Source organism: Streptomyces sp. NPDC048111 (assembly GCF_043202815.1).
Lineage (GTDB): Bacteria > Actinomycetota > Actinomycetes > Streptomycetales > Streptomycetaceae > Streptomyces.
On sequence record NZ_JBIDBD010000001.1, the window covers coordinates 738,227 to 761,568 of the forward strand.

Consider the following 23,342-nt stretch of genomic DNA (forward strand, 5'->3'; position numbering starts at 1 on the left):
CGGGCCTGACGGACGGGGCGGGGCCCGGGTCAGGGGCGTACCGCGCGGGCCTCGAAGCGGCCACCGGCCAGTTCTATGACGAACGAGACGCGCTGGCCCTCCGACAGCGTCCGGGTCTCGCCCTCGATGTCCTCCCGCCGCACATAGATCCCGTCGCGCTGCCCGATCGGCACGACGAAGCCGTAACCCTTCTCACGGTCGAAGTACTGGACGATCCCCTCGCACCTGTCGCTCATGACCTCACTCCTCGGGTGATCGTTCCCACGGCTCGTGCGGGGCCGGGAGAAGGGGAACCGGGTGCTGATTCACGCTGCTGATTCACGTAAGGGCTGATTAAGGACTGATGCATACCAGCATGAGGACCAGTGCGGCCTCCCGCACCTGTGGCAGGGCCTGCCCGCGAGGGGGCGCCCCGGCCGTCCTGAGGTGAAGGGAATCCGCTCGCGGCCGCGGGCCAGGTGCGCGGACCGTCCCTACCCATGGGTACGCGGACCCGTTCCTACCGGTAGGTATACCGCCGCGATGCCGGTTTGATACCTCCCCGCGGTACATCGGCCCGGCCCCGGCGCCCCCCGGGCGCGTGGGGTTTCCCGGTCCCCGGACCCGTCTTCGGCCTCCACCGCGCGCGGCCGGGGTGGGGCGATGACGGGCCGGTTCCGAGGCGGGGCGATGGCGGGCCGCTTCCGGGGTGGGGCGATGGCGGGCCGCTTCCGGTGTGGGGGAAACTTCGGGGTGAACTTCGCTTCGGGCAACACGATCTGACAGGTGACAAGGTGACGACACATCACATACGGCCCCCGGTCCCGCCCCGCCAGGAGGCCGTGCGATGACCCGGAGCCTGGTTCTGCACGACTGGGTCGTCGCCGCCATCGCCATGGCCGCGGGCCTGGCCGCCGCGCTCCTGCTGCGCGTGGTCCTGAAGTGGCTGGGCAAGCACGCGCTCAGAACCCGCTGGACGGGCGACGACGTCATCGTCGACGCCCTGCGCACCATCGCCCCCTGGGCCGCCACCATCGCGGGCACCGCCGTGTCGGCGTCGGCGCTGCCGCTCACCGGCCGGGTCGCCGGCATCGTCGACCACACGCTGACCGCCCTGCTCGTCCTGATCATCACCTTCACCGCGGCCCGGGTGATCGCGGGTCTCGTCCAGTCCCTGGCGCAGTCCAGGACCGGTGTGGCCGGCTCGGCCACGATCTTCGTCAACATCACGCGCGTCGTGGTGGTGGCGATGGGCGTCCTGGTCGCCCTGGAAAGCGTGGGCATCTCCATCGCCCCACTGCTCACCGCCCTTGGTGTGGGCGGCCTCGCCGTCGCCCTCGCGCTCCAGGACACCCTGGCCAACCTCTTCGCCGGTGTGCACATCCTCGCGTCGAAGACCGTGCAGCCCGGTGACTACATCCGGCTCAGCAGCGGGGAGGAGGGGTACGTCGTCGACATCAACTGGCGCAACACGGTCGTGCGCAACCTGTCGAACAACCTCGTGATCATCCCCAACGGCCGGCTCGCCCGCACCAACATGACCAACTATGCCCGTCCGGAACAGGAGTTGACGGTCCTGGTGCAGGTCGGAGTCGGCTACGACAGCGATCTGGAGCACGTCGAGCGGGTCACCCTGGAGGTCGTCGACGGTGTGATGGCGGAGGTGGCCGGCGCGCTGCCCGGCCATGAGGCGGCCGTCCGCTTCCACACGTTCGCCGATTCGAGGATCAACTTCACGGTGGTGCTCGGGGTGGGCGAGTTCAGCGACCAGTACCGGATCAAGCACGAGTTCATCAAGCGCCTGCACCGGCGCTACCGCGCCGAGGGCATCTCGATCCCGGCCCCGGCCCGCACGGTCTCCCTCCAGCAGGACGACGCCGGTGCCCCCGCCCCGGCGCCCCTGAGCCCGACAGCCTTCCCGCACCAGCGCGAGGCGTCGCCCACCGATGTGGCGAGCCTGCCGGACAGCCCCGGCATTCTTCGCTGAACAACCCTGTTCGCGCAGGTCGGGCGGGCTGTCCGAAGGCGGTGGTAGCTTCGGCTCCATGACGCCGGAAGAGCTCGCCAACCTCGCGCACCTGCGCCGCGCGCGCGATCTCATGGACCGGGAGTACGCCAAGCCCCTGGACGTTCCGACGATGGCCCGGCACGCGCTCATGTCCCCCGCGCACTTCTCCCGTCAGTTCCGCGCGGCGTACGGCGAGACCCCGTACAGCTACCTGATGACCCGCCGCATCGAGCGGGCCATGGCGCTGCTGCGCCACGGCATGAGCGTGACGGACGCCTGCATGACGGTGGGGTGTACGTCGCTGGGTTCGTTCAGCTCGCGCTTCACCGAGGTCGTGGGCGAGACGCCGAGCGCCTATCGCGCCCGCGATCACGAGGCCGTGGCGGCGATGCCTGCGTGCGTGGCCAAGGTGCACACGCGGCCCTTGCGCAATCCCCCGGGAGGCCGAGCAGGATCCGAGAAGCAGGCGGGGGTGGCGCCGCCTACCGTGGAGCCATGACGATCGCACTGCAGTACTGCCACATCACCGTGAACGACCCGGACGAGGCGCTCGGCTTCTACCGCGACGCGCTCGGCCTCGACGTACGCAACGACGTCGCCTCGGGCGGTCATCGCTGGGTGACGCTCGGCAGCGAGACCCAGCCCGGCCTGGAGATCGTGCTGTCGGAGCCGCACGCGGGCCGCTCGCAGGCCGACGGGGACACCATGCAGGAGCTCCTCACCAAGGGCGTCCTGCCGATGTTCGTCTTCCGCACGGACGACGTCGACGCGACCTTCGAGAAGGTGCGGGCCTCGGGCGCCGAGGTCCTTCAGGAGCCCATCGACCAGGCGTGGGGCCCTCGCGACTGCGCCTTCCGCGACCCCTCGGGCAACCTGGTGCGCATCCAGCAGGAGCCCAAGGAGGCCCGCCCGTAGGAGGAGCCCGCCGCGGGAAGAGCCGAGGGGCCCCGGTCGCGGGGCCCCTCGGCCGCTTCGCGGGCATGTCCGGAGGGAGATGGGGCTCCCCCTGGCTCCTCCCCCAACTAAGGCCCCGCGCCTGCTAGTCGATACAGAACTCGTTGCCCTCGATGTCCAGCATCGGGATGCACGACTCGTTCTCGCCGTCGGCGTAGAGCGTCTGGACATGGGTCGCCCCGAGCGCGACCAGCCGTGCGCACTCCGCTTCGAGCGCCGCGAGTCGCTCGTCGCCCACGAGCCCGGTGCCGACGCGGACGTCGAGGTGCACCCGGTTCTTGACGACCTTGCCTTCGGGCACGTGCTGGAAGTACAGGCGCGGGCCCACACCCGAGGGATCACTGCAGGCGAACCACGCGTCCCGCTTCTCGGGCGGCTGGGTCTCATGGAACTCGTCCCAGGTGGTGAACCCCTCGGGCGGGGGCGGCGGGACGTACCCGAGCACCTCGCACCAGAAGCGGGCGACCCGCTCGGGCTGGGCACAGTCGAAGGTCACCTGGAACTGCTTGATCTCTGACATCGGCGCACCGTACCGCCGACGGGTGGGACCGTGCCGCCCATTTTCCGACGGATCCCGCTCTCCCACCGCCCCCATGACGCTCCCTCCCGCCGCTCTCGCCGCCCTCACCGCCCTCACCGCCGGGGTTCCGTGGCGGGCGTGCGCAGCAATTCGAACACGTGCTCTAATCGAGCCATGGCGCGAACCTTTCCCCCCGACCTCGTGCAGACCCAGCGCGAATGGATCCGTACCTACGAGCTGCTGGCCCGCTCTCCCGCCAGGACCCTGCTGCGCTATCGCCTGCAACGGCTCTCCTGCCGCATCGCCCAGCATCCGTACTGGGCCGGGGCGGGGCGCTCCCGCGCCGCGCAGACCGAGCTGCGCCGCCAGGCGCGTGCTGCCGAGCGCCGGGAGGCGGGGGCGGCATGACGAACCCGGCGGGAGCGCGGCCTCGGGGTCAGGTTCTGCGCCAGGCGTCGGCGCCGGGCTCGTGGACGACCAGGCCGAGGGCCTCGAAGGCGCGGAGCCACCCGATCATGGGCCAGCTGCCCCAACGCCGTTGGTAGAGCGCCCCGTTGCGGAGAATGTCGTCGAGGTGCTGGACGGGCGGATCATGTGTCGGATGGTGCTGGTGGTACGCGGGGGCTCCGCCCACCCAGCACAGGTCGACCCCGGCCCGGGCGGCCGCGGCGGAGAAGTCGGTGTCCTCGCCCCCGTAGCCGGTGTACGCCTCGCAGAACCCTCCGACGCGGTCCCAGGTCGGGGCCGTCAGGGCGAACGAGAGCGACCAGAACAGGCGCGGGTCCCCTCCGCGCAGGAGCTGTCCGTCCGCGGGGGCCGGGCGGGCGGGGTGGGGTGGGGCGAGGTCTTCAAGGCCTGCCAGCCGGTAGCCGCCGGGCGGCGGTGGAGGCAGATAGGCGACCGTTCCGCACAGCAGCATGCCGTCCTGTGCGGCGCGGGCGTAACCGTCCAGGAGCGTGGGCCCGGGTACGCAGTCCACGTCGAGGAAGACCAGCAGCTCCGCGCCGTGGGCGAGGGCGCGGGCCGCCCCCGCGTTGCGGGCCGCGGCCAGCGGCAGGCGTCCTCCGTCGGCCAGGGGCAGGGTGAGGACGTCCGGTGCGGGGGTGCGCCCGGTGGTCAGGGAGCCGATCGAGGGGTCGGCCATGGAGACGATCACGTAGTGGTCGGGGGTGCGTGCGCCGTTGGCGAGCCCGTCCTGCTGGAGCAGCAGGTGGGTGTGCCGGCCGGCGGCGAGGGTGATCACCGCGGTGCGCACGGGGCCTGCCTCGCGTAGCGGGCGGCACGCTCGGTCAGCAGCCGCCCTGCCTGTTCCGCGCCGTCGCCGGGAGACCAGTGGGCCCAGCGCTCCGGCCGGGCCACCGCTTCCGCGAGCAGCGCGGGCCACTCGTGCGGACCGGGCCAGGCGTCGCACACCGTGGCCAGGCCGCCGCGCGCCAACGCCCGTGCGGTGGCGCGCTGTTCACCGTGGGGCCGGTCCTGCGGGATGACCACGGCGGGTACGCGCGCGGCGGCGCACTCCGCGATGGCGTTCTGTCCCGCGTGCGTGACGACGACGCCGGCGCGGCACAGGAGCGGCCACGGGTCCTCGACCCAGGGGGTGTCGGGGCCGCCGAGGACGGTCCAGGACCAGCCGGGGGTGGCCCGGGCCGCCTCCTGGAGCTGTTCGGGGGTGACGTCGGCGCCGCCGGCGCCGAGCATGACGACGACCTCGTTGCCGGCGCCGCGCCCGTCCGGGCCGCACCGTCGCGTCGGGCGGGGCCGGCCGTCGTAGCGGGAGATGCTTCCGGTGTGGACGGTCTTGGCGTGCCAGTGCGCGGGCCAGCCCGGTTCCGGGAGGGAGCCGGGCCAGGGGGCGAGCAGGGCGTCCGCGAGGTCGTATCCGAGGCGGTGCGCCTCGTCCCGGCGGTCGCCGCGCATGGCCGCGACGACGACCGGGACGCCCATGAGCCGGGCCAGGGCGGCGGCCTCCACGGACACGTCGCTGACGAACAGGGCCGGGCGTTCCCGCACGATCCACCGGGCGATGATCCCCATGCGTTCACGATGTCCGTCGTGGTGCAGCGGTACCCAGTGCAGGCGCCCCCGGGCGGTGGCGTCGACGGGCTCGGCGGCGGTGTCGGGGGGCAGGTCCACCCACGGACCCCGCCACGCGTCGGGCCGCGGGAGAGAGGACAGGAGGGTGACGGGCCCCGGTACGTGGGCGGCGATGCACTGCGCTCGGTGGAGGTGCCCGCGGCCCTGGTGGTGGACGTAGTAGCCGATCACCGCCTGACCTCCTCGTACAGGGCGGTGTAGTCGTCCGCGGTTCGCTCCAGCGAGCAGAACGTCTCCGCTCTGCGGCGGGCGTCCCGGCGGTCGAGCCGCATGGCGCGCGGGATGAGTTCGGCGAGCGCCGTCACGTCGCCGGGGGGCGCCAGCAGGCCGCAGTCCGGGGCGAGGATCTCGGACAGGGCGCCCCGGTCGAAGCCGCAGACGGGCGTGCCGCAGGCCAGTGCCTCGGCGACGACGAGGCCGTACGGCTCGTCCCAACTGGGCGTCACCAGAGCCGCGGTGGCCGTGCCCAGCAGTTCGGCCAGCTCCTTGCGGTCGAGGTGACCGACGTACTGGACGCCGTCGCCGAGCAGGGGCGCGACCTCCGCCTCGAAGTACCGCTCGTCGGACACCGGCCCCGCGAGCCTCAGCGGCACCCCGGCCGTGCGGGCCGCGCGGATGGCCAGATGCGCCCCCTTCTCCGGCACCATGCGTCCGGACCACACCAGGTCGCCACCACCGGGGCCGGGCGTCCAGAACTCCGTGTCGATGCCGTTGCGCACCACCCGCGCCTCGGGGACGGTCGGCCGCCAGGCGGAGGCCGTGCACTGGCTGACGGCGGTGAAGACCACCGGGCAGGCGTCATGGGTCTGGATGGCCGATTCGAGCCACGGGGTGGGGGGCGTGTGCAGGGTGGTGATCACCGGGATGCGCAGGGCCGACGCCATCGCCACCGGGAGGTAGTGCAGGCTGTTGTTGTGCACCACGTCGAAGCGGTGCTCGCCGTCGCGTGCCAGGTCGAGCATCAGACCCAGATAGGCATGGTGCTCCTCCATCCAGGTGCGGCTCGGCATGCTGACGTCCCCGCACGCCGCCGGGCTCAACCCCACGCGCCGCACGGGCAGTTCACGCGCTTCGAGGGCCGGGTCGGAGCCGGGCGCCGCGAAGAGTTCCACCTGGTGTCCGCGCCGGGTCAGGGCGCGCGCCAGTCCCCAGATGTGTGCTTCGAGACCGCCGGCGAACGGCTCGGTGATGGGGAAGCGGGCGGACGCGATCAGGGCCACCCGCGCCCTGCTCATCGCACCAGACGGGCGTAGAGGGCGCGGTGGGCGGCGGCGAGTTCGGCGCGCTCGCGCACCCGGTGCTGCTCGGTGGCGCGGGGCGCCGGCCGCTCCTCGTGGGCCCGCAGCACGGCCTTGTGCAGGGACTCCTCGTCCAGGCCGCCCTCCTGGGTGTGCCCGTAGCTGAAGCAGGGCCGTTGCTGGGCGTAGAAGCCGCAGTCCGGGGCGGCGACCGCGGTGCCGAGGTCGTGGCAGGCCTCCAGCCATCCCGAGTGGGTGCCGAACCGGTAGGGCAGCACGGACAGGTCGAGCGAGCTCAGGTAGTCCCACAGCTGGTCGTCGTCGAAGTAGTCGTGGAGGACGAGTTCGAGCCGTCCGGCGGTCTCCAACTCCCTGAGTTCGGCCATCAGTTGGGGGTCGTGTGCGGCGGCCTCGGGGTCGTCCACCTCGTGGTGGACGTTCACCTGGAGTACCGCGTCCGGCAGACCGGCCACGGTCTCGGCGAGTACGCGCACGACGGGCAGTACGGCCATGTTGGGGCGCAGGCTCTTGGCGTGCACGCCCACCCGGAACCCGTCCGCGGCGGGCCTGGTGCGGGCGAGCACCGGCAGCTCGACGACATGGGGATGCGGCAGGACGCGCGCCGTCCGGTTCCACCGGCCGCTGATGGCCTCGGCGGCTCCGGGGGTGAGGGTGATGAGCTGGTCCGCGGCCGGGATGATGACGTCCAGGGCCGCCTCGTGGGTCGCGGGGTCGGACTGATGGGGATTGCGCAGGTCGTGCACGGTGTAGACGAGGGGCTTGCCGTGCCGACGAAGGGCGTTCACGAGGGCGGTCAGCTGGGCCGGGCTCTGCGCGTCGAACCCGAAGTGCAGATGGAAGACGTCGAAGTCCTGGTGGTGGGCGCTCACCCAGTCGGGGTCGAGCATCACCGGCGGCCACCAGCGCTGCGAGGTGCTGGGCGCGCCGTTGGGCCGGGGGTCGGCCAGGCGGGTGACGCCGTCGCCCTCCGGCGCGGAGCAGTGCCGGACGTACACATGGCCGGCCGGTACCGAGGCGACCCGGATGGGGTCGGGGGATGCGGCAAGGGATGGTGGTTCAACCACGGTGACGTCCTCGGGTCGTGGCGCAGGCAACGGCAGCGGTGGGTCCTGGTCCTCTGCCCCAGTTTCTTCGGCGCCGTCGGGTGCCGCATGTGGAGCGTGGTGCGGGAGGGAGGGGGCACGGCGTGACGCACGGTGGCCCCCGCCGTTGACGGGCGGGGGCGCCGCGTCCTTGTCCGTGGACGCGGCGCCGGGACGGTCCAGGCCCGGGTGACCGGCTAGGCCCTGGTGGTGAAGCGTTCCCAGACGCGGTGGGCGCCCAGCAGGTGCATGACCTGTTCCAGGGTGGCGCTGCCCGTGCCTCCGTCGATCACACCCGGGGCGTCGGCCGGGATGCCGGCCGCGGGCAGGACGGTGGCGGCGTCCCCCCACAGCCCGAGGGCCTTGCAGTGCCGGAAGGCCTCGTTCAGCAGGAGCAGCACCCTGGGGTCGGTCGGGGTGGGGGCGTCGGTGGCCTTGGCGTCCCGTGCCGCGTAGCCGTCCGCGCCGGGGGCGGGGGCGCCGGCCATGAGGATGGCGTCGAATTCGACGGAGCGCGCCGTGGCGAACGTCCGCTGGACGGTGATCGGATCGCCGCCGGCGTCGAGGGTGCCCCCGGCGGGGGCGATCACCAGGGGGACCAGGCCCGCGTCCAGGACCGCCCGGCGGACGGCCCTGACGCCGTCGAGGTCGCAGGCCCCGTCGGCCACGATCCCGATGATCCGGCCGTCCGGCGGCCAGGTCTCGCCGATCTGGGACAGGGCGGGGCTGGGTTCGAGATCGGTGAGCGGGAGGGTCGCGGCGGGGGCGGGGAGGCCGAGGCCGGTGGCGACCTGTTCGCACAGCTGCGGGTCGATGTTGGCGAGTACACCCAGCGCGCGTTCCTTGATCGCCTGCTCGTAGCACTTGCCCAGTTCGAAGGTGTAGGCGGCGATGATGTGCTCGCGCTCGGTCGGGGTCATGCTGAGCCAGAACTGGCGCGGCTGGCTGAAGTGGTCGTCGAAGGAGGCGGACGCCTCCCGCACCTTCCTGCTCGCCGCCACCGGGGCCGGCACTTCGATGAACGCTCCCGCGTCCGCTCCGGCGGTGAAGGGGCATCCGCCGTCGAGGCTGTTGGGCCGGTAGGGCGCGACGCCTCGGTGCACCGCGGTCTGGTGCATGCCGTCGCGCAGCATGTCGTTGACCGGGGCGTGGGTGCGGTTGATGGGGAGCTGACCGAAGTTGGGGCCGCCGAGGCGGGTGAGCTGGGTGTCGAGGTAGGAGAAGAGCCGGCCCTGGAGCAGCGGGTCGTTGGTGACGTCGACGCCGGGGACGAGGTGGCCGACGTGGAAGGCGACCTGTTCGGTCTCGGCGAAGTAGTTCGACGGATTGGCGTTGAGGGTCAGCAGGCCGATCGGCTGGACCGGTGCGAGCTCCTCGGGGACGATCTTCGTCGGATCGAGGAGGTCGATGCCCTCGAAGGTCTGCTCGGCGGTGTCGGGGAACGTCTGGATCCCCAGTTCCCACTGCGGGAACGCCCCGGCCTCGATGGCGTCGGCGAGGTCACGGCGGTGGAAGTCGGGGTCGACCCCGGCGGCGATCTGCGCCTCTTCCCAGACCAGCGAGTGCACCCCGAGCTTGGGCTTCCAGTGGAACTTGACCAGCGTGGTCACACCCTCGGCGTTGACGAGGCGGAAGGTGTGGACGCCGAAGCCCTCCATCGTCCGGTACGAGCGCGGGATGCCGCGGTCGGACATGTTCCACAGCGTGTGGTGAGTGGCCTCGGTGTGCAGGGTGACGAAGTCCCAGAACGTGTCGTGGGCGCTCTGGGCCTGCGGGATCTCGCGGTCGGGGTGGGGCTTTCCGGCGTGGACGATGTCCGGGAACTTGATGGCGTCCTGGATGAAGAAGACCGGGATGTTGTTGCCGACCAGGTCGAAGACGCCCTCCTCGGTGTAGAACTTCGTCGCGAAGCCGCGCGTGTCGCGCACGGTGTCGGCGGAGCCGCGCGAGCCGAGGACGGTGGAGAAGCGTACAAAGACCGGTGTCTCGGCGCCCTCGGCCAAGAAGGCGGCCTTGGTGACCTCGGCCGCGTTCCCGTACGCCTGGAAAACGCCGTGGGCCGCCGCACCGCGGGCGTGGACCACGCGCTCCGGAATCCGCTCATGGTCGAAGTGCGTGATCTTCTCGCGCAGATGGTGGTCCTGGAGCAGCACCGGCCCGCGCGGCCCGGCCTTGAGCGAGTGATCGGTGTCGTGCAGCCGGGCACCCTGGGCCGTCGTCAGGTACGCACCGCTCTGCGCCATCCGGGCCTGCTCCGCGCCCGTCGGCTGACCGGTGGGGCTCACGGTCTCGGGGCCGTGCTGATCCGCCTTGGGCGGCAGCGGCTCGACCGGCGCGGTCGGCTCCGCCACCTGGGGGGCGGTCGGCGCGGGCGCACCCGGGATCTTGTCCCCGGGGCCGGAGCCCTCGCCGGTCAGCGCGTCAGCGACCTTGTTCGCCGCGGCTTTGATGGGGTTGCGCTCGGTCATCTCTGCTGCTCCTTGGTGCGGGTGGGGTCGTGCAGAACGGTGGTTGAGGGGGGCGCTGGGGCGCCTGGTCCGCGAGACGAGCCCTGGTCCGCGAGACGATGCGACCCGCTTGCCGCGGCGTGCGAAGGAGCGGGGACGATGGCGATCAAGTGCGGTCGCATGCGCCCGCCGAGGGCCCGCCGACGGGGCCGGCGGTCAGCACAGGGCATGGCTCTCCGGGCTCGCTGTACGCGTGTGCCGGGCATCGGCGCGGCTTGGACCGCACCGGATATCCCCCTATGTCCCGGCGATGTTCACGCACCCCGTGTATCCCGCCCGGGCCCTCGGGAAACGACGTGGTTTCAGGCCATGAAGGCCGCGCGCCTTTTCGGCGCACCTGCGTGTTCAAGGATTCGCGTCGCTGACGTACGAGGGCGCGAACGGCGGGGCGTCACTCGTTCGGCACGCGGGACCACTCGCATGCCCTGCCCGGCACGGGCGCGACGACGCCGGCATGACGTCCCCGCTACGAAGGTGCCCGTTGCGGCGGCACCTTCCCGAGCGGCCGGCGTCACGCGAGGAGTCGCAGGACCGCCTCTTCGACGGGCCCCTGGGTGGAGGGATGCCCGTAGTCCGCGTCCGCGCCGAGTTCGTCGAGGTCGGAGGCGATGGTGCGCCCCTGTTCGTACAACTCGATGACCCGGGGGTCGATGTAGGAGGCGCGGCACACGGCGGGCGTGTTGCCGAGGTAGTGGCTCACTTCGCGCACCACGCGCACCACCGCGCGCCGCCGGGCCGCGTCGGAGCGCCGCGCGACGGATTCCGAGACCGCGAGGCCGACCGCCGCCAGCACGGTGGCGTGCCATGTCCGGAAGTCCTTGGCGGTGATCTCGGCGCCGGACAGTGCGCGCAGCGCCTCGTTGAGATCCGCACCGTGCACCTCGTGCCAGGCGCGCCCTTCCCAGTACGCGAACAGTCGCGGGCCGCCGTCCCGCCGCCTCAGGAGCGCCCTGACCGTGGCGTACGCCCCCGGATCGACCAGCGCCCTGACTTGCTGCTTGCCCCCCTTGCCGGGGTAGCGGAAGGCGAGCTCGCCCCGGGCGTACGACACGTGGTCCCGCAACATGGTGGTCAGCCCGTATGTGTGGTGCTCGCGTGAGTAACTCTCGCCGCCCACGCGGAAGAAGCCGAGGTCCAGCAGGCGTACGCCGCAGGCGAGCACGCGGCCCCGTCCGAGCCCTCGCGCGCTCAGCGCCTCGGCCACCGCCTCGCGCAGCCGCGGCAGGGCCCTGGCGACTTCCTGCACATGGGCGTGCTTGGCCTCCTCGCGCCGGGCCCGGAACTCTTCGTGGTAGAGGTACTGGCGGCGCCCCGCGTCGTCCGTACCGACCGCCTGGAGGTGCCCGTTGGGCCAGGGGCAGAGCCACACGTCCTGCCACGCCGGAGGGACGGCCAGAGCGCGCAGGCGACGCAGTTCGGCCGTGTCCGTGAGGGCCGCGCCCTCGCGGTCGAGGTAACGAAATCCCCGGCCGTGCCGCACCCGGCCCAGCCCGGGCCGGTGGGGATCGCTGGTCCGTAGCCGCACCGCGCCTCCTCGCAAGATCACCTGTGCCTGCCGGGCGCGTCCGCCGCCGGCCGTCCCCGCGGTCCCGAACGCCACCGCGCTGCTGAACGGTACCCACTCGCACCGGACGCACTCCGCTGCCCGCGACGCGGCTGCGCGCGGCCCGCGGTGGCAGTGGATGCCGGCGCCGAACGGGCGGCCCCTGGGCCCTCGCACCACCACTTCGCCCGTTGAGGTGTCTTCTTCCCCCATGTGGGCGCCCGCGGGCCGATCCAGCGCGCAGGGGCGGTGTCGGAAAACCCCAATGGGGGGTACTGGGGGACGGCACCGACTCGCACCGTGTCGGCGATGGCGCTGGGAGGCACGGCATGGAGGCTTCGGTGGACCGGATCGCGCAACCGTGGGGGGCTCGTACGCCCTACGCCCGGCGCGCACCCTGGCCGGTGCGCGTCGACACCCATCTCGCCGAGGGGACGACGGAAGCCGATGTGCAGCAGTGGGTGCGCGCGGCCTCCATCCTGCACTCCGACGGGGACGCGATGGACATCGCCGTGCGCGACGGGCGCATGGTCGGGGTGCGCGGACGGGCGGACGACCGCGTGAACCACGGCCGGCTCGGTCCGAAGGACCTCTTCGGGTGGCAGGCCAACGCCTCCGCGGACCGGCTCACCCGGCCGCTGGTGCGGGAGAACGGGCGCCTGGTCGAGACCGACTGGGACACGGCCATGGAGTGTGTCGTGTCCCGCTCCCAGGACCTGCTCCGGGAGAACGGGCCCGGCTCGATCGGCTTCTACACCTCGGGCCAGCTGTTCCTGGAGGAGTACTACACGCTGGCGGTCCTGGCCCGGGCGGGCATCGGAACGAACCACCTCGACGGCAACACCCGGATGTGCACCTCCACCGCGGCGGAGGCGCTCAAGGAGACCTTCGGCTGCGACGGCCAGCCCGGCAGCTACGACGACATCGACCACGCCGATGTGATCGCGCTGTTCGGCCACAACATCGCCGAGACCCAGCCGGTGCAGTGGATGCGCATCCTCGACCGCCTCGAAGGCGGCGACCCGCCCCGGCTGCTCTGCGTGGATCCGCGCCCCACCGCCGTCGCCCGCAGGGCCGCCGTGCACCTGGCGCCGCGCGGCGGTACGAACCTGGCGCTGCTCAACGCGCTCCTCCACGAGATCATCCGCACCGACCGGATCGACCACGACTACATCGAGGCCCACACGGTCGGCTTCGAGGAGCTGAAGAAGCAGGTCGAGGAGTGCACCCCGGCCTGGGCCGCCGCCATCTGCGACGTCCCGGCCGCCCGCATCGAGGAGGCGGCCGAACTCCTGGGCGGCGCCGAACGCCTCCTGTCCACGGTGCTCCAGGGCGTGTACCAGTCCCACCAGGCGACCGCATCCGCCGTCCAGGTCAACAACCTGCACCTCCTCCGGGGCATGCTGGGCCGCCCCGGGGCGGGCGTGCTCCAGATGAACGGCCAGCCGACCGCGCAGAACACCCGTGAGTGCGGGGCCAACGGCGACCTCCCGGGCTTCCGCAACTGGCAGAACGACGACCACGTCGCCGACCTCGCCTCGGTGTGGAACGTGGACCCGTCGCAGATCCCGCACTACGCGCCGCCGACCCACGCCATGCAGATCTTCCGCTACGCCGAGCAGGGTTCCCTGCGCATGCTGTGGATCAGTGGCACCAACCCGGCCGTGTCCCTGCCCGAGCTGGCCCGCATCCGGTCGATCCTGTCCCAGGAGCGCCTGTTCGTGGTGGCCCAGGACCTGTTCCTGACCGAGACGGCCCAGCTCGCCGATGTGGTGCTGCCCGCCGCGACCTGGGGCGAGAAGACCGGCACCTTCACCAACGCCGACCGCACGGTGCACCTCAGCGAGAAGGCCGTCGAGCCGCCAGGTGAGGCCAAACCGGACCTCGACATCTTCCTCGACTACGCGGCGCGCATGGACTTCCGCGACAAGGACGACGCCCCCCTCGTCCCCTGGCACGATCCCGAGTCGGCGTTCGAGGCCTGGAAGCGGTGCAGCGCGGGCCGCCCGTGCGACTACACCGGCCTCACCTACGACAGACTGCGCGGCCCGAGCGGCATCCAGTGGCCCTGCAACGACGAGGCCCCCGACGGAACCGAACGCCTCTACACGGACGGCATCAGCTGGGCCGACCCGGACCACTGCGAGGCGTACGGCAAGGACCTGGAGACCGGCGCCGCCCAGGAGCCGGTGGAGTACCGCTCGTTGAACCCGGACGGCAAGGCGATGCTCAAAGCCGCCGCCTACATTCCCCCGCACGAGCGGCCCGACGAGCGCTACCCCTTCCAGCTCACCACCGGCCGCACGATCTACCACTTCCACACCCGCACCAAGACGGGCCGCGCCCCGCAGTTGAACAGTGCGGCGCCGGACGTGTGGGTCGAGGTGTCGCTTCTCGACGCCGACGAACTCGGCCTGGCCGAGGGGGACTTGACGGAGGTCTCCTCCCCGCGCGGCTCCCTGCGGGCCCGGGTGCGGGTCACCGACATCCGCCGCGGTCTGCTGTTCGTGCCGTTCCACTACGGCTACTGGGACACCGCGGCGGGGTCCGGCCCCGACGGGAGGACACCCGGGCGGGCCGCGAACGAGGCGACCATCACCGACTGGGACCCGGCCTCCAAACAACCCCTGTTCAAGACGGCCGCCGCCGCGCTGACCCTGGTCGAACGCGGCGGCGGAAGGGCGGCCCCCGCGCCGACGACCGCGGCCTCCGCACCGGCCCGGGACGCGGCGAACGTGGCGCCGACGACAGGGGGCGGCGACGCCCGGGTCACGCAGGAGGTCCCACAGACGCAGGGCGGCAGTCGGAGCGCCCGAGAGGAGAACGGCCGGTGAACGGGATCACGTTGACGCTGCGCGTGCTGCACCGCGGCGAGCGGCATCTGGCGCAGGAGCTGCTCGCCGCCGCGGAACGCCACCGTACGGAACACGAAGTGCACCATGTGGCCACGGACTTGGCCCGCTGGTCCACCGAGCATGTGGAGCGCATCGCGGACATCTCCCGTCACTACGGACTGAACGTGAGTGAGGCACCCTCGGCTTCGCACGCGGGATTCGTTTCGGCGCTGCGGGAAAGGGTCGCGGAGACGGTGGGGCGCCGACCGGAGCCCGGACTGCTGCTGTTGCGCGACCTCCGTGAGCTGCACCTGGCCGCCGCGGAGAACTCCCTGCACTGGGAGATGCTGGCCCAGACGGCCCGGGCGGCGAGGGAGCAGCGGCTCCTTGCGCTCGCCTCGTCGTGCCACCCGCAGAACCTGCGGCAGATGCGCTGGACCAACACCATGATCAAAAATGTGTGTCCACAGGTGCTGACCAGCCTGTGATCCGCCGGAGCTATCGACCTTCGAGGGCCTTGCCATGGTGACGGAGCACGACAGCGGCACGGCGAGTCCGTCGCACGCGCGCGGAGCCCACTTGGCGGTCCGTACGGCGGCGAGACTGATCGCGGCGGTGCGGCGCGGGCCGGCCCTGCATACGCGCGGTGTGCGCTTCGACGGAGACCTCACCATGCGGCCCGACGACGGCGCCGCGTGGGGCGTCAACTGGCTTGACGCGCCCGGGCGTTACCCGGTCACCGGCCGATGGTCCCGTGCCCTGGGCCTGCCGGACGCGCTGCCCGACGGCGCGGGCCTGGCCCTGCGCACTCAGGACGCGCAGGGGCGGACCGTGGACCTGCTGATGACGACGGCGGGCGGCGGTCGCCTCATGCGGCACGTCCCGCGCCTGCGCGGCGCCGCCACCGCGGGGCCGTACTCCACTCTGCTCGGCTACCGGGTGGGCGCCCGCACAGCCGTCGTGGCCGCCTTCCCCGTTCCCGGCGTCCGGCCCGTCCCGGCCACGCGGCGCGGCTTCGCGCGGGCCGTGTCGCGACGCACGCTCTGCTTCGAACTCCGCGCCGCGGGCCCCGGTGGCACCTGGCGCACCTTCGCCCAGCTCACCGTGCGCCCGCCGGCGGACGACACCCCGGTCGCCTTCGACCCCTACCTGAACTTCCTGCCGTCCTTCCGTCCGACGCCGCGCCTCGCCCGTCTGCGCATGGGCGCGTACGCGGGCTCGCGGCGGGGCCGCCATGCTCCGGCACCACGCTGAGGCCCCACCTGTGGGGGCAGTGGGGCCCGGGGGTATCAGCCCTCTTCGCCGACGCGCGCGCGGGCGCCCGATCGGGTGCGGCCCGCGGCCTGCGAGCGCTCCGGATGGCGCCGCAGGTACTCGTCCTCCAGCTCCTGCATACGCCGCGTATGGGTGGCCAGGGCGTCGTCCGACCCGTGCAGCAGGGTCTCGTGGCGCGTGCGGTGAACGGATTCCAGCTCTCTGAGCAGGTGGTCGTCTGCCAGGTCCCGGGCCGAACGCCCGGCTTCACGGTCCGCCATCGCGCATCCTTCCTCGTCGCCCCCGCTTCCCCGGACGCGCCGCCCGCCGCCCGGATTCCCCTTCCATCATGCGACCCCCGGGCGGGGTCCGCCCGGGGTGGCGCACCGGAGAACGAAGCCACGGGACGGGTTCCTGCGGGGCCGGGGCCTGGCCAGGGGCCAGGGCGGCCGCACCCAGGGCCGGCCCCGGCGTCCGCTCACGTCCGCAGGTGGCGTTCCATCCAGTCCGCCGCGGTGCGGCGGAACAGCCGGCGGTTGTCCGCGCGCAGGAAGTCGTGGCCTTCCTCGTGCAGCGTCAACAGGGCGGCGGGGACGCCCCGTTCGCGGGCCGCGCGGATGAACTGTTCGGATTCGCGCGGCGGAACGTTCGTGTCGTGCTCGCCGTGCACGGCGAGCACCGGCGCGCGCAGCCTGTCGATGCGGCTCATCGGCGAGAGGGCGCGCAACAGCTCCCGGTCTCGTTCGGGGTGCCCGTACTTGTGGGCCGCGGACTCCGCGATCCATGACTCGGTGCCGGCGAAGAACGTCAGGAAGTCGGACATCCCGCAGACGGCGACGCCGGTGCGGAACAGCTCCGGATGCCGCACGAGCGAGGCGAACGTCAGGTATCCGCCGTAGGAGCGCCCCATGACCCCCAGCCGGGCCTGGTCGGCGAGTCCCGCGGTGACGGCGTGCGCGGCGCAGTCCGCGACGTCGTCCAGCGCGGCGAAGCGGCCCGCGCCGAGATCGGCCTCGACGAAGGACGTGCCGTGCCCGGACGAACCGCGGACGTCGGGAGCGAAGACGTCGAGCCCACGACCGAGCAACTCGTGGTAGAGCGGGTCGAACACGGGACGCTCCTGCTCCTCGGGGCCACCGTGCAGGTGGATCACGCAGGGCGCCCGCTCTCCCGGGCCGCGCCCCGGGGCCCGGTAGTACCAACCGCTGAGGGGCAGCCCGTCCCGTGCGGAGAAGCGCAGCGGGAGGGGGCGTACGGGCGGGCGGCCCGGAGCGACGGCCTCGACGTCGCGCGACGACCACGGGGTGCGCGCCGGCGGCAGTCCCGCGTACGCCCGCCACACCCCGGGCCGCCGTTGCGAACCGGAGAGCGCGAGGAGCAGCCCGTGCGGTCCGGCCGGCGCGATCCGTGTGACGACCTCGTGCGGCAGGGAGAGGGGCGCGGCGCGGGCGGGTGCTCCGGGGCCCGTGAGGAGTTCGACCTCGCTCGCCCCTTGGACATTCCAGGCCAGCACCGCCGTTTCGCCGTCCCTGCTCAGGGAGAGCAACTCCAGTTCCTGGCCCTCTCGTTCGGCCTGCACCGAGCGGCCGAGCGGCCGGCCGGCGGCGTCGAGGGCGACCGCGAACAGTGCCGCGTGCTCGCGGTCGGCGTCGCTGCGCAGCCAGAGGGTACGTGCGTCGGACGAGAACCGGCCGATCCACGGGTCTCCGTCGGCGACGGGCATCACGAAGGGCGTCGAACGGTCCGCCGTGCGCCGGATCACGGCCGCCCGGCGTCCGCGCGGCCCTCTGCGCAGCAGCGCGAGCGTGCCGTCGCGGCTGAGGTCGCACACGCGCAGGGACGCGGCGTCCGATTCGGCGGCCAGCAGCACGGGAGAGGTCAGGGCGTCGGGGTCGACGAGATAGGCCGACAGGTCACCTCCGGCCGGCGCCGTGGCGGAATCGGCGGCCGGTGCCATGAGGTCCGGGGGGCGGGGCTCCGCCCGTGCGCCGGGTCCGGTGTCGTGCGGGGTCCCGCCCAGGAGGGTCGCGTGGCCGTCCCGTTCGGTCCACTCCGTACGCGACGCTACGACCCCCGCCGGCGCGAGCGCTCCGGGCACGTGCGCCGGCTGGACGGCGGGGGCGGCGACGGTCACGGCGACCGCCGAGCCGTCGTGGCTCCAGCAGCCGAGGTGGGCGGAGCTTCCCGGCTCACCGCCGGCCAGGACGCGGCGGCCGGTCCCGTCGGGCCGCACGGCCAGTACCCGCGTGTGCTCACCGCCGCCCGGAGCGACGGTGTAGGCGATCCACCGGCCGTCCGGTGACCAGGACACCTCGGTGACCGGGTCCGGCGAGCCGTCCAGGAGCCGGACGTCCGCGCCGTCCACGGGCCCCGCCCACAGCTGCGGAACGCCGCCCCGGTCACAGATGAAGGCCGCCTGTGTGCCGTCGGGACCGGCGCTGGGACACCAGCATCCGTGCGCCCGGACCACGGTGACCGCCTCCAGTGGCCCGGCCGCGTCCGGGAGCAGGGCCGGTGCGGGTCCCGGCCAGGCGGACGGCGGCTGCGCCGCGGACCCGTCCGTCCCGTCGACGTCCGCTCCCGGCCCTCTCGGGTCCGGAGCGGGTCGCGGCCCCGTGGGGGCCGCCTCGGCTGGGGGCGGGAAGGCTTCGCCAGTCATGTGATCCCGTGGGTCTGCAGCCACATTTCCAGCAGAGCGACCTGCCACAGTGCGTTCGCCCCGCGCCTGGTCCGGTGCTCGTCGGGCGCCGCGAGGAGCTCGGCCACATAGCTGTCGCGGAAGAGCCCGCGCCGCTTGGCCTCGGGGGCTTCCATCACCGTGCGCACCCGCTCCAGGACGGGGCCCGCCATGTGCCGGATGGCCGGTACCGGGAAGTAGCCCTTGGGCCGGTCGACGACCTCGCGCGGCAGGAGCTTGCGGCCGGCCTCCTTGAGGACCCCCTTGCCGCCGTCCGCCAGCTTCCACTCCGGCGGACAGGCGGCCGCCAGTTCCACGAGTTCGTGGTCGAGGAAGGGCACCCGCGCTTCGAGGCCCCATGCCATGGTCATGTTGTCGACCCGCTTGACCGGGTCGTCCACGAGCATGACGTGGGTGTCGAGGCGAAGGGCCGCGTCCAGGGCGGTCTCCGCTCCGGGCACGGCCATGTGCTCGGTGACGAAGCGGCCGGAGACGTCCTCGGCCGCCAGCATGTGGGGCCGCAGGATCCGGGCGAGGTCGGCGTGGGCACGGTCGAAGTACGTCCTGGCGTACTGCTCCGGCTCGTCCTCGCGGGCGACGCCGGCCAGTTCCGGGTACCAGCGGTAGCCGGCGAAGACCTCGTCGGCGCCCTGCCCGCTCTGCACGACCTTCACTTCCTGGGACACCTGCTCGGCCAGCAGATGGAACGCGACCACGTCGTGGCTGACCATGGGCTCGCTCATCGCGGCGACGGCGTCGTCCAGCGCGGCCGACACGCGGCCCGAGGGAACCATCAACTGCCGGTGGTCGGTGCGGAATTCACGCGCCACCAGATCGGAGTACGCGAATTCGTCGCCCTCCTCGCCCCCCTCGGCCTCGAACCCGACGCTGAACGTCTTCAGGTCGTGCTGCCCCTCGTCGGCGAGGAGCGCGACGATCAGGCTGGAGTCCAGTCCGCCGGAGAGCAGGACGCCGACGGGGACGTCGGAGACCATGCGGCGGCGCACCGCCGTGCGCAGGGCGTCCAGGACCGCGTCCCGCCATTCGTCCAGGGACATTCCGGCGTGCTCGGGCCTGCGCGCATACGTCGGCTGCCAGTACCGCCGGTCGCGCTGGGTTCCGTCCGGCTCCACCACGCGCACCGTGGCCGGCGGGAGCTTGCGCACCCCGTTGAGTACGGTGCGCGGCGCGGCGACGGTGGCGTGCCAGCTGAGGTACTGGTGCAGGGCCGCCGGGTCGAGGGACGTGTCCACGTCCCCGGCGGCCAGGAGGGCGGGCAGCGTGGACGCGAAGCGCAACCGCTCGGCGGTGGCGGCCACGTACAGGGGCTTGATTCCGAGCCGGTCCCGGGCCAGGACCACCCGTCCGGTGCGGTGCTCGACGAGCGCGAAGGCGAACATGCCGTGGAAGTGCTCCACACACGCCGTGCCCCACTGCTGGTACGCCTTCAGCACGACCTCGGTGTCGGACGTCGACTCGAAGCGATGCCCCTTGTGCCGCAGGGTCTCGCGCAGTTCGCGGTAGTTGTACACACAGCCGTTGAAGACGCCCGTGACACCGCCCTGGGCATCGGTCATCGGCTGTGATCCCCGGTCGGACAGGTCGATGATCTTGAGACGACGGTGCCCCAGGGCCACCGCGCCCCGGGTCCACGTCCCGTCCCCGTCGGGTCCGCGGGCGGCCATGCGGTCGTTCATGCGCATCACCGCCGCCGTGTCCGGGCGCTTCCCGTCGAAGCGGATCTCTCCGCTCAGGCCACACATCGGAGGTCGCCTCCCTCGCGGGCGGCACCCCTCGGGTGCGGCATCGAAGGTTTCGACTCCGGTGGCCGGGACGTACGCCTCGGGGCGTTGGGGAACATCTCAACTCTCCTGTCACTCAATGCTGTTGGCGGTGGCGCCGCAGCAAGGGGCGGGGTGGGCCGTCAGCCGCCGATCGGACCGATCGGCTCTGTCGTGCCGACGTCGGAGACGCCGCCGGGCAGCACGAGGTAGGGCGAAAGGCGCCGTGCTGCGAGCGAGGGCCGTCGGCCCGTTCGCCGTTGGCCACGGGTTTCGGCGATCAGCAGGTCGACGCAGGCCCGCAGACCTTCTTCTCGCGCCACTTCCCGGATGCGCTGGGCGGTGTCGCCCTGGGCGAGCGTCTCGTTCGTCAGCGCCTCCACGCCGTCCCAGTCGCGACTGGCTTCGAGCGCCGGGCGGAGCCGGGTCAGCAGGTGCCGCACCACCTGCGCCGCGGGCGCTTCCCGGTGGGTCACGGGGTCGACCAGCGAGCCCTGGAGTCCGGAGCGAGCGGCCCGCCACGAGGCGCCCCGCAGCAGCTCGTGCCGCCCGTGACACACCCAGCCGGGTTCCTCGTGCAGCAGTCGCAGGGCGTCGGTCACCAGCGCGCGGAACAGCCCCGCGACGAGCGTCACGGTCTCCACCCGCGGACACGCGTCGCAGATGCGCAGTTCGAGGGTCGGCGCGTGCGCGGAGGGGCGGACGTCGTAATAGATCATTCCCGCGTCACTGATGACGCCGGAGCGGACGAGGTCGCGTACCGCGGTGTCGTAGTCGGCCGCGCTCGCGAAACAGCCGGCCGGGCCCGCGGTGGGCCAGCGCTGCCACAGCATCGTGCGCCAGCTGGCGTAGCCGGTGTCGGCCCCCTGCCAGAACGGGGAACTGGCCGACAGGGCCAGCAGCGCCGGGAGCCAGGGCGAGACGACGCACATGACCCGGACGGCCGCGTCCCGGTCGGGCACGTCCACATGAACCTGTGCGCCGCAGATCAACTGCTCGTCGGCGACCTGCCGGTATTCACGCACCATGCGCCGGTACCGCGGATCGGCCGTCGGGCGGCCCGAGCCGGCCGGGGTGAGGGGCGCCGTGCCCGAAGCGACGACGGCGAGTCCGGCCGACGAAGCGGCACTGTCGAGTTGGCGTCGCATCCCGGCGAGGTCGAGGTACAGGTCGTGCAGCGAGGTGTGCACCTTGCTGTTCGACTCGACGGTGGACTGGTGAAGTTCGGTGGTGAAGCCGGGCCCGGACAGCCGTCCCAGGATCGAGGCGGCACCCGGTACGAGCAAGCCGCTTTCCGCCTCGAGGACGTGGAACTCTTCCTCGACTCCGATGCGCACGTTCACGGTGACTCCTTGGCCCCTGTGTGCCTTCCCGCGACCCTGTGTGACCGCCCGGGTGGCTCACATCCGGACGGGTCACATCCGACGGGGCGGGCGTCTCACCACCATCGGCGAGTGCCCCGCACACCGCCACATATGCGCCCTGTGCCCGTCTGCCACTGGGCTCACATATGAGCGGGCCCCCTCATGAACCCCCTCGTGAGCAGGAGGACCCGCCGGGGTTCACCATGGGTGTATGGGGAAAAGCGCACTCATCGTCATCGACATGATCAACACTTATGACCACCCCGACGCGGAACTCCTGCTGCCTTCCGCCGAAAAGGCCCTCCCCCAGGTGGTTCGGCTCCTGGAGTCGGCCCGGGCCGCCGATGTGCCGGTCATCTATGTGAACGACAACTTCGGCCAGTGGCGCTCGCACCACGGCGAGCTGCTCCAGCTGGCGCTGGACGGCGAGAACGCCCGCCTGGTCGAGCCGATCCAGCCGGACGACGACTCGCTGTTCGTGGTCAAGGCACGGCATTCGATCTTCTACGAAACACCCCTCGCCTACCTGCTCACACGGCTGGGCGTCGATCATGTGGTGCTGTGCGGGCAGGTCACCGAACAGTGTGTGCTGTACTCCGCGCTAGACGCCCACATCCGCCATTTCGACGTCACCGTCCCCCATGACGCGGTCGCCCATATCCATGAGGACCTCGCACAGGCCGCCTTCGAGATGATGCGGCGCAACATGGGGGCCACCGTCCAAAGTACGCACGAGACGGCCGCCTGGCGCTGACCCCTGTGCGGGACGCGTGGGGGATGCGTACCCGGCACGGCGGGGGCGCCGGGCCATGCCCCCGGGGGCTTAGGCCGCGCGGGCGGACGGTGGAGTGAGTGCCGCGCTGCGGGACACACATGCAGGCATGAACGAACAGTGCGACGGCCCGGATCGTGATCACAAGCGTCCCGACGGTGTCTCGGACGCCACGGTGGAGGCGCTCGGCGCCCTGTCGAAGGCCCTGGAGACGACCGAGCGGGCACGCGGAAACCTGTACGCCTTCCATCAGCTGACCGGCACCGCCGACTTCGAACTCGACCGTGCCGTACGACTGCTGCGCCAGGCGGGCCACGAGGAGTGGGCGGACCGGGTGACGCACGAGGTGCTGGGCCGCAACGTCATTCCCGGGCACTGGACGTTCCAGATCGTCGAGGCCTACGACGCCACCTACTACGAGCCCTTCAAAGGCATCGAAGCCGATGCCCGCCGGCGGCTCGCGGACGGCAGAAACCATTTGTACGAGGCCGAGTTGAAGGAGCGGCGCCGCACCCGGGGGCATCCCGACCACGCCGCCCGGCCGGAAACGGCGCCAGGGCGGGGCGACGAGACGGGCGACTCCGCGTCGTCCTGAACGTTGCTGAGTCGTCCTGAACGTTGAGGAGTGGCCGGGGCCGAGTCATGGTGGCCGCGCGCACTCCGCCGCCCGGAACTATGGTGCCCCACCACATACGCCGCTGACCTGCGCCTTCC

General features: G+C 72.4%; 21 protein-coding genes. 9 read left to right on the plus strand and 12 right to left on the minus strand.

Translation table 11 applies throughout. The features are described 5' to 3' along the window. Nucleotides 1-29: 29 nt before the first annotated feature. Entirely contained in the window at nt 30-236 is a 207-nt protein-coding gene (locus ACGF3I_RS03325) for a cold shock domain-containing protein (RefSeq protein ID WP_393128795.1), read from the minus strand. Between the two features lie 590 nt (nt 237-826). On the opposite strand from ACGF3I_RS03325, the gene ACGF3I_RS03330 reads away from it, so the two are divergent. The 3 genes from ACGF3I_RS03330 to ACGF3I_RS03340 are packed head-to-tail and all read left to right on the plus strand — an operon-like array spanning nt 827 to nt 2,902. Beyond that, a complete protein-coding gene (locus ACGF3I_RS03330; protein WP_393128797.1) occupies nt 827-1,966 on the plus strand; it encodes a mechanosensitive ion channel family protein in 1,140 nt (379 codons plus the stop codon). A 58-nt stretch (nt 1,967-2,024) separates the two neighbouring features. Further along, nucleotides 2,025-2,486, plus strand: coding sequence for a helix-turn-helix transcriptional regulator (locus ACGF3I_RS03335; RefSeq protein ID WP_393128798.1), 462 nt, complete (start codon nt 2,025-2,027; stop codon nt 2,484-2,486). Then, on the plus strand, nt 2,483-2,902 hold the full coding sequence (locus tag ACGF3I_RS03340) for a VOC family protein (protein WP_393128799.1): 420 nt from the start codon (nt 2,483-2,485) through the stop codon (nt 2,900-2,902). The genes ACGF3I_RS03335 and ACGF3I_RS03340 overlap by 4 nt, the downstream gene beginning before the upstream one ends. Before the next feature lie 124 nt (nt 2,903-3,026). On the opposite strand, the gene ACGF3I_RS03345 is transcribed toward ACGF3I_RS03340, so the two are convergent. After that, nucleotides 3,027-3,461 (minus strand): VOC family protein, encoded by a 435-nt coding sequence (locus ACGF3I_RS03345; protein ID WP_393128800.1) that lies wholly within the window; start codon nt 3,459-3,461, stop codon nt 3,027-3,029. Between the two features lie 174 nt (nt 3,462-3,635). Between ACGF3I_RS03345 and ACGF3I_RS03350 the strand changes: the two genes are divergently transcribed. Then, nucleotides 3,636-3,869 (plus strand): hypothetical protein, encoded by a 234-nt coding sequence (locus ACGF3I_RS03350; RefSeq protein WP_393128801.1) that lies wholly within the window; start codon nt 3,636-3,638, stop codon nt 3,867-3,869. A gap of 28 nt (nt 3,870-3,897) precedes the next feature. On the opposite strand, the gene ACGF3I_RS03355 is transcribed toward ACGF3I_RS03350, so the two are convergent. The 6 genes from ACGF3I_RS03355 to ACGF3I_RS03380 form a co-directional block, all read right to left on the minus strand. Beyond that, nucleotides 3,898-4,716, minus strand: a complete 819-nt coding sequence (locus ACGF3I_RS03355; protein WP_393128802.1) for a galactosyltransferase-related protein — start codon at nt 4,714-4,716, stop codon at nt 3,898-3,900. Beyond that, the gene (locus tag ACGF3I_RS03360; protein ID WP_393128803.1) at nt 4,701-5,726 is read right to left on the minus strand and encodes a glycosyltransferase; all 1,026 of its coding nucleotides are present in this window, start codon (nt 5,724-5,726) and stop codon (nt 4,701-4,703) included. Before ACGF3I_RS03360 ends, ACGF3I_RS03355 begins: the two co-directional genes overlap by 16 nt. After that, nucleotides 5,723-6,790 (minus strand): glycosyltransferase, encoded by a 1,068-nt coding sequence (locus ACGF3I_RS03365; protein ID WP_393128804.1) that lies wholly within the window; start codon nt 6,788-6,790, stop codon nt 5,723-5,725. The genes ACGF3I_RS03360 and ACGF3I_RS03365 overlap by 4 nt, the downstream gene beginning before the upstream one ends. After that, on the minus strand, nt 6,787-7,878 hold the full coding sequence (locus ACGF3I_RS03370; protein WP_393128805.1) for a glycosyltransferase family 1 protein: 1,092 nt from the start codon (nt 7,876-7,878) through the stop codon (nt 6,787-6,789). The genes ACGF3I_RS03365 and ACGF3I_RS03370 overlap by 4 nt, the downstream gene beginning before the upstream one ends. A 215-nt stretch (nt 7,879-8,093) precedes the next feature. After that, the gene (locus ACGF3I_RS03375; RefSeq protein WP_393128807.1) at nt 8,094-10,364 is read right to left on the minus strand and encodes a catalase; all 2,271 of its coding nucleotides are present in this window, start codon (nt 10,362-10,364) and stop codon (nt 8,094-8,096) included. A 550-nt stretch (nt 10,365-10,914) separates the two neighbouring features. Beyond that, nucleotides 10,915-11,928, minus strand: a complete 1,014-nt coding sequence (locus tag ACGF3I_RS03380) for a DNA topoisomerase IB (RefSeq protein ID WP_393128808.1) — start codon at nt 11,926-11,928, stop codon at nt 10,915-10,917. Between the two features lie 347 nt (nt 11,929-12,275). On the opposite strand from ACGF3I_RS03380, the gene ACGF3I_RS03385 reads away from it, so the two are divergent. The 3 genes from ACGF3I_RS03385 to ACGF3I_RS03395 are packed head-to-tail and all read left to right on the plus strand — an operon-like array spanning nt 12,276 to nt 16,034. Next, on the plus strand, nt 12,276-14,780 hold the full coding sequence (locus tag ACGF3I_RS03385; RefSeq protein WP_393128809.1) for a molybdopterin oxidoreductase family protein: 2,505 nt from the start codon (nt 12,276-12,278) through the stop codon (nt 14,778-14,780). Continuing rightward, nucleotides 14,777-15,268, plus strand: coding sequence for a hypothetical protein (locus tag ACGF3I_RS03390; protein ID WP_393128810.1), 492 nt, complete (start codon nt 14,777-14,779; stop codon nt 15,266-15,268). Before ACGF3I_RS03385 ends, ACGF3I_RS03390 begins: the two co-directional genes overlap by 4 nt. Nucleotides 15,269-15,302: 34 nt before the next feature. Further along, the gene (locus ACGF3I_RS03395) at nt 15,303-16,034 is read left to right on the plus strand and encodes a phosphodiesterase (RefSeq protein WP_393128811.1); all 732 of its coding nucleotides are present in this window, start codon (nt 15,303-15,305) and stop codon (nt 16,032-16,034) included. A 35-nt stretch (nt 16,035-16,069) separates the two neighbouring features. On the opposite strand, the gene ACGF3I_RS03400 is transcribed toward ACGF3I_RS03395, so the two are convergent. From ACGF3I_RS03400 to ACGF3I_RS03415, 4 genes are all read right to left on the minus strand, one after another. Continuing rightward, nucleotides 16,070-16,315, minus strand: a complete 246-nt coding sequence (locus ACGF3I_RS03400; RefSeq protein ID WP_393128813.1) for a DUF6158 family protein — start codon at nt 16,313-16,315, stop codon at nt 16,070-16,072. 197 nt (nt 16,316-16,512) lie between these two features. Beyond that, on the minus strand, nt 16,513-18,693 hold the full coding sequence (locus tag ACGF3I_RS03405) for a S9 family peptidase (protein ID WP_393128814.1): 2,181 nt from the start codon (nt 18,691-18,693) through the stop codon (nt 16,513-16,515). Further along, entirely contained in the window at nt 18,690-20,474 is a 1,785-nt protein-coding gene (locus ACGF3I_RS03410) for an N-acetylglutaminylglutamine amidotransferase (protein WP_393128815.1), read from the minus strand. The genes ACGF3I_RS03405 and ACGF3I_RS03410 overlap by 4 nt, the downstream gene beginning before the upstream one ends. A gap of 161 nt (nt 20,475-20,635) precedes the next feature. Next, nucleotides 20,636-21,835 carry a glutamate--cysteine ligase gene (locus tag ACGF3I_RS03415; RefSeq protein ID WP_393128816.1) on the minus strand — a complete coding sequence of 400 codons (1,200 nt, stop codon included), beginning with the start codon at nt 21,833-21,835 and terminating at the stop codon, nt 20,636-20,638. 232 nt (nt 21,836-22,067) lie between these two features. Between ACGF3I_RS03415 and ACGF3I_RS03420 the strand changes: the two genes are divergently transcribed. After that, complete coding sequence (locus tag ACGF3I_RS03420) at nt 22,068-22,610, plus strand: isochorismatase family cysteine hydrolase (protein WP_393128817.1); 543 nt, start codon at nt 22,068-22,070, stop codon at nt 22,608-22,610. A gap of 127 nt (nt 22,611-22,737) precedes the next feature. Beyond that, nucleotides 22,738-23,223: a hypothetical protein gene (locus ACGF3I_RS03425; protein WP_393128818.1), complete on the plus strand. Its 486-nt coding sequence runs from the start codon at nt 22,738-22,740 to the stop codon at nt 23,221-23,223. Nucleotides 23,224-23,342: the final 119 nt, after the last annotated feature.

Bases quoted from the DNA above. Each gene is read 5' to 3' on its own strand.
- ACGF3I_RS03350 (WP_393128801.1), top strand. From the start codon at position 3,636: ATGGCGCGAACCTTTCCCCCCGACCTCGTGCAGACCCAGCGCGAATGG.
- ACGF3I_RS03400 (WP_393128813.1), bottom strand. From the start codon at position 16,315: ATGGCGGACCGTGAAGCCGGGCGTTCGGCCCGGGACCTGGCAGACGAC.
- ACGF3I_RS03335 (WP_393128798.1), top strand. From the start codon at position 2,025: ATGACGCCGGAAGAGCTCGCCAACCTCGCGCACCTGCGCCGCGCGCGC.
- ACGF3I_RS03375 (WP_393128807.1), bottom strand. From the start codon at position 10,364: ATGACCGAGCGCAACCCCATCAAAGCCGCGGCGAACAAGGTCGCTGAC.
- ACGF3I_RS03365 (WP_393128804.1), bottom strand. From the start codon at position 6,790: ATGAGCAGGGCGCGGGTGGCCCTGATCGCGTCCGCCCGCTTCCCCATC.
- ACGF3I_RS03385 (WP_393128809.1), top strand. From the start codon at position 12,276: ATGGAGGCTTCGGTGGACCGGATCGCGCAACCGTGGGGGGCTCGTACG.
- ACGF3I_RS03330 (WP_393128797.1), top strand. From the start codon at position 827: ATGACCCGGAGCCTGGTTCTGCACGACTGGGTCGTCGCCGCCATCGCC.
- ACGF3I_RS03395 (WP_393128811.1), top strand. From the start codon at position 15,303: ATGGTGACGGAGCACGACAGCGGCACGGCGAGTCCGTCGCACGCGCGC.
- ACGF3I_RS03425 (WP_393128818.1), top strand. From the start codon at position 22,738: ATGAACGAACAGTGCGACGGCCCGGATCGTGATCACAAGCGTCCCGAC.
- ACGF3I_RS03325 (WP_393128795.1), bottom strand. From the start codon at position 236: ATGAGCGACAGGTGCGAGGGGATCGTCCAGTACTTCGACCGTGAGAAG.
- ACGF3I_RS03345 (WP_393128800.1), bottom strand. From the start codon at position 3,461: ATGTCAGAGATCAAGCAGTTCCAGGTGACCTTCGACTGTGCCCAGCCC.
- ACGF3I_RS03340 (WP_393128799.1), top strand. From the start codon at position 2,483: ATGACGATCGCACTGCAGTACTGCCACATCACCGTGAACGACCCGGAC.
- ACGF3I_RS03410 (WP_393128815.1), bottom strand. From the start codon at position 20,474: ATGTGTGGCCTGAGCGGAGAGATCCGCTTCGACGGGAAGCGCCCGGAC.
- ACGF3I_RS03405 (WP_393128814.1), bottom strand. From the start codon at position 18,693: ATGACTGGCGAAGCCTTCCCGCCCCCAGCCGAGGCGGCCCCCACGGGG.
- ACGF3I_RS03420 (WP_393128817.1), top strand. From the start codon at position 22,068: ATGGGGAAAAGCGCACTCATCGTCATCGACATGATCAACACTTATGAC.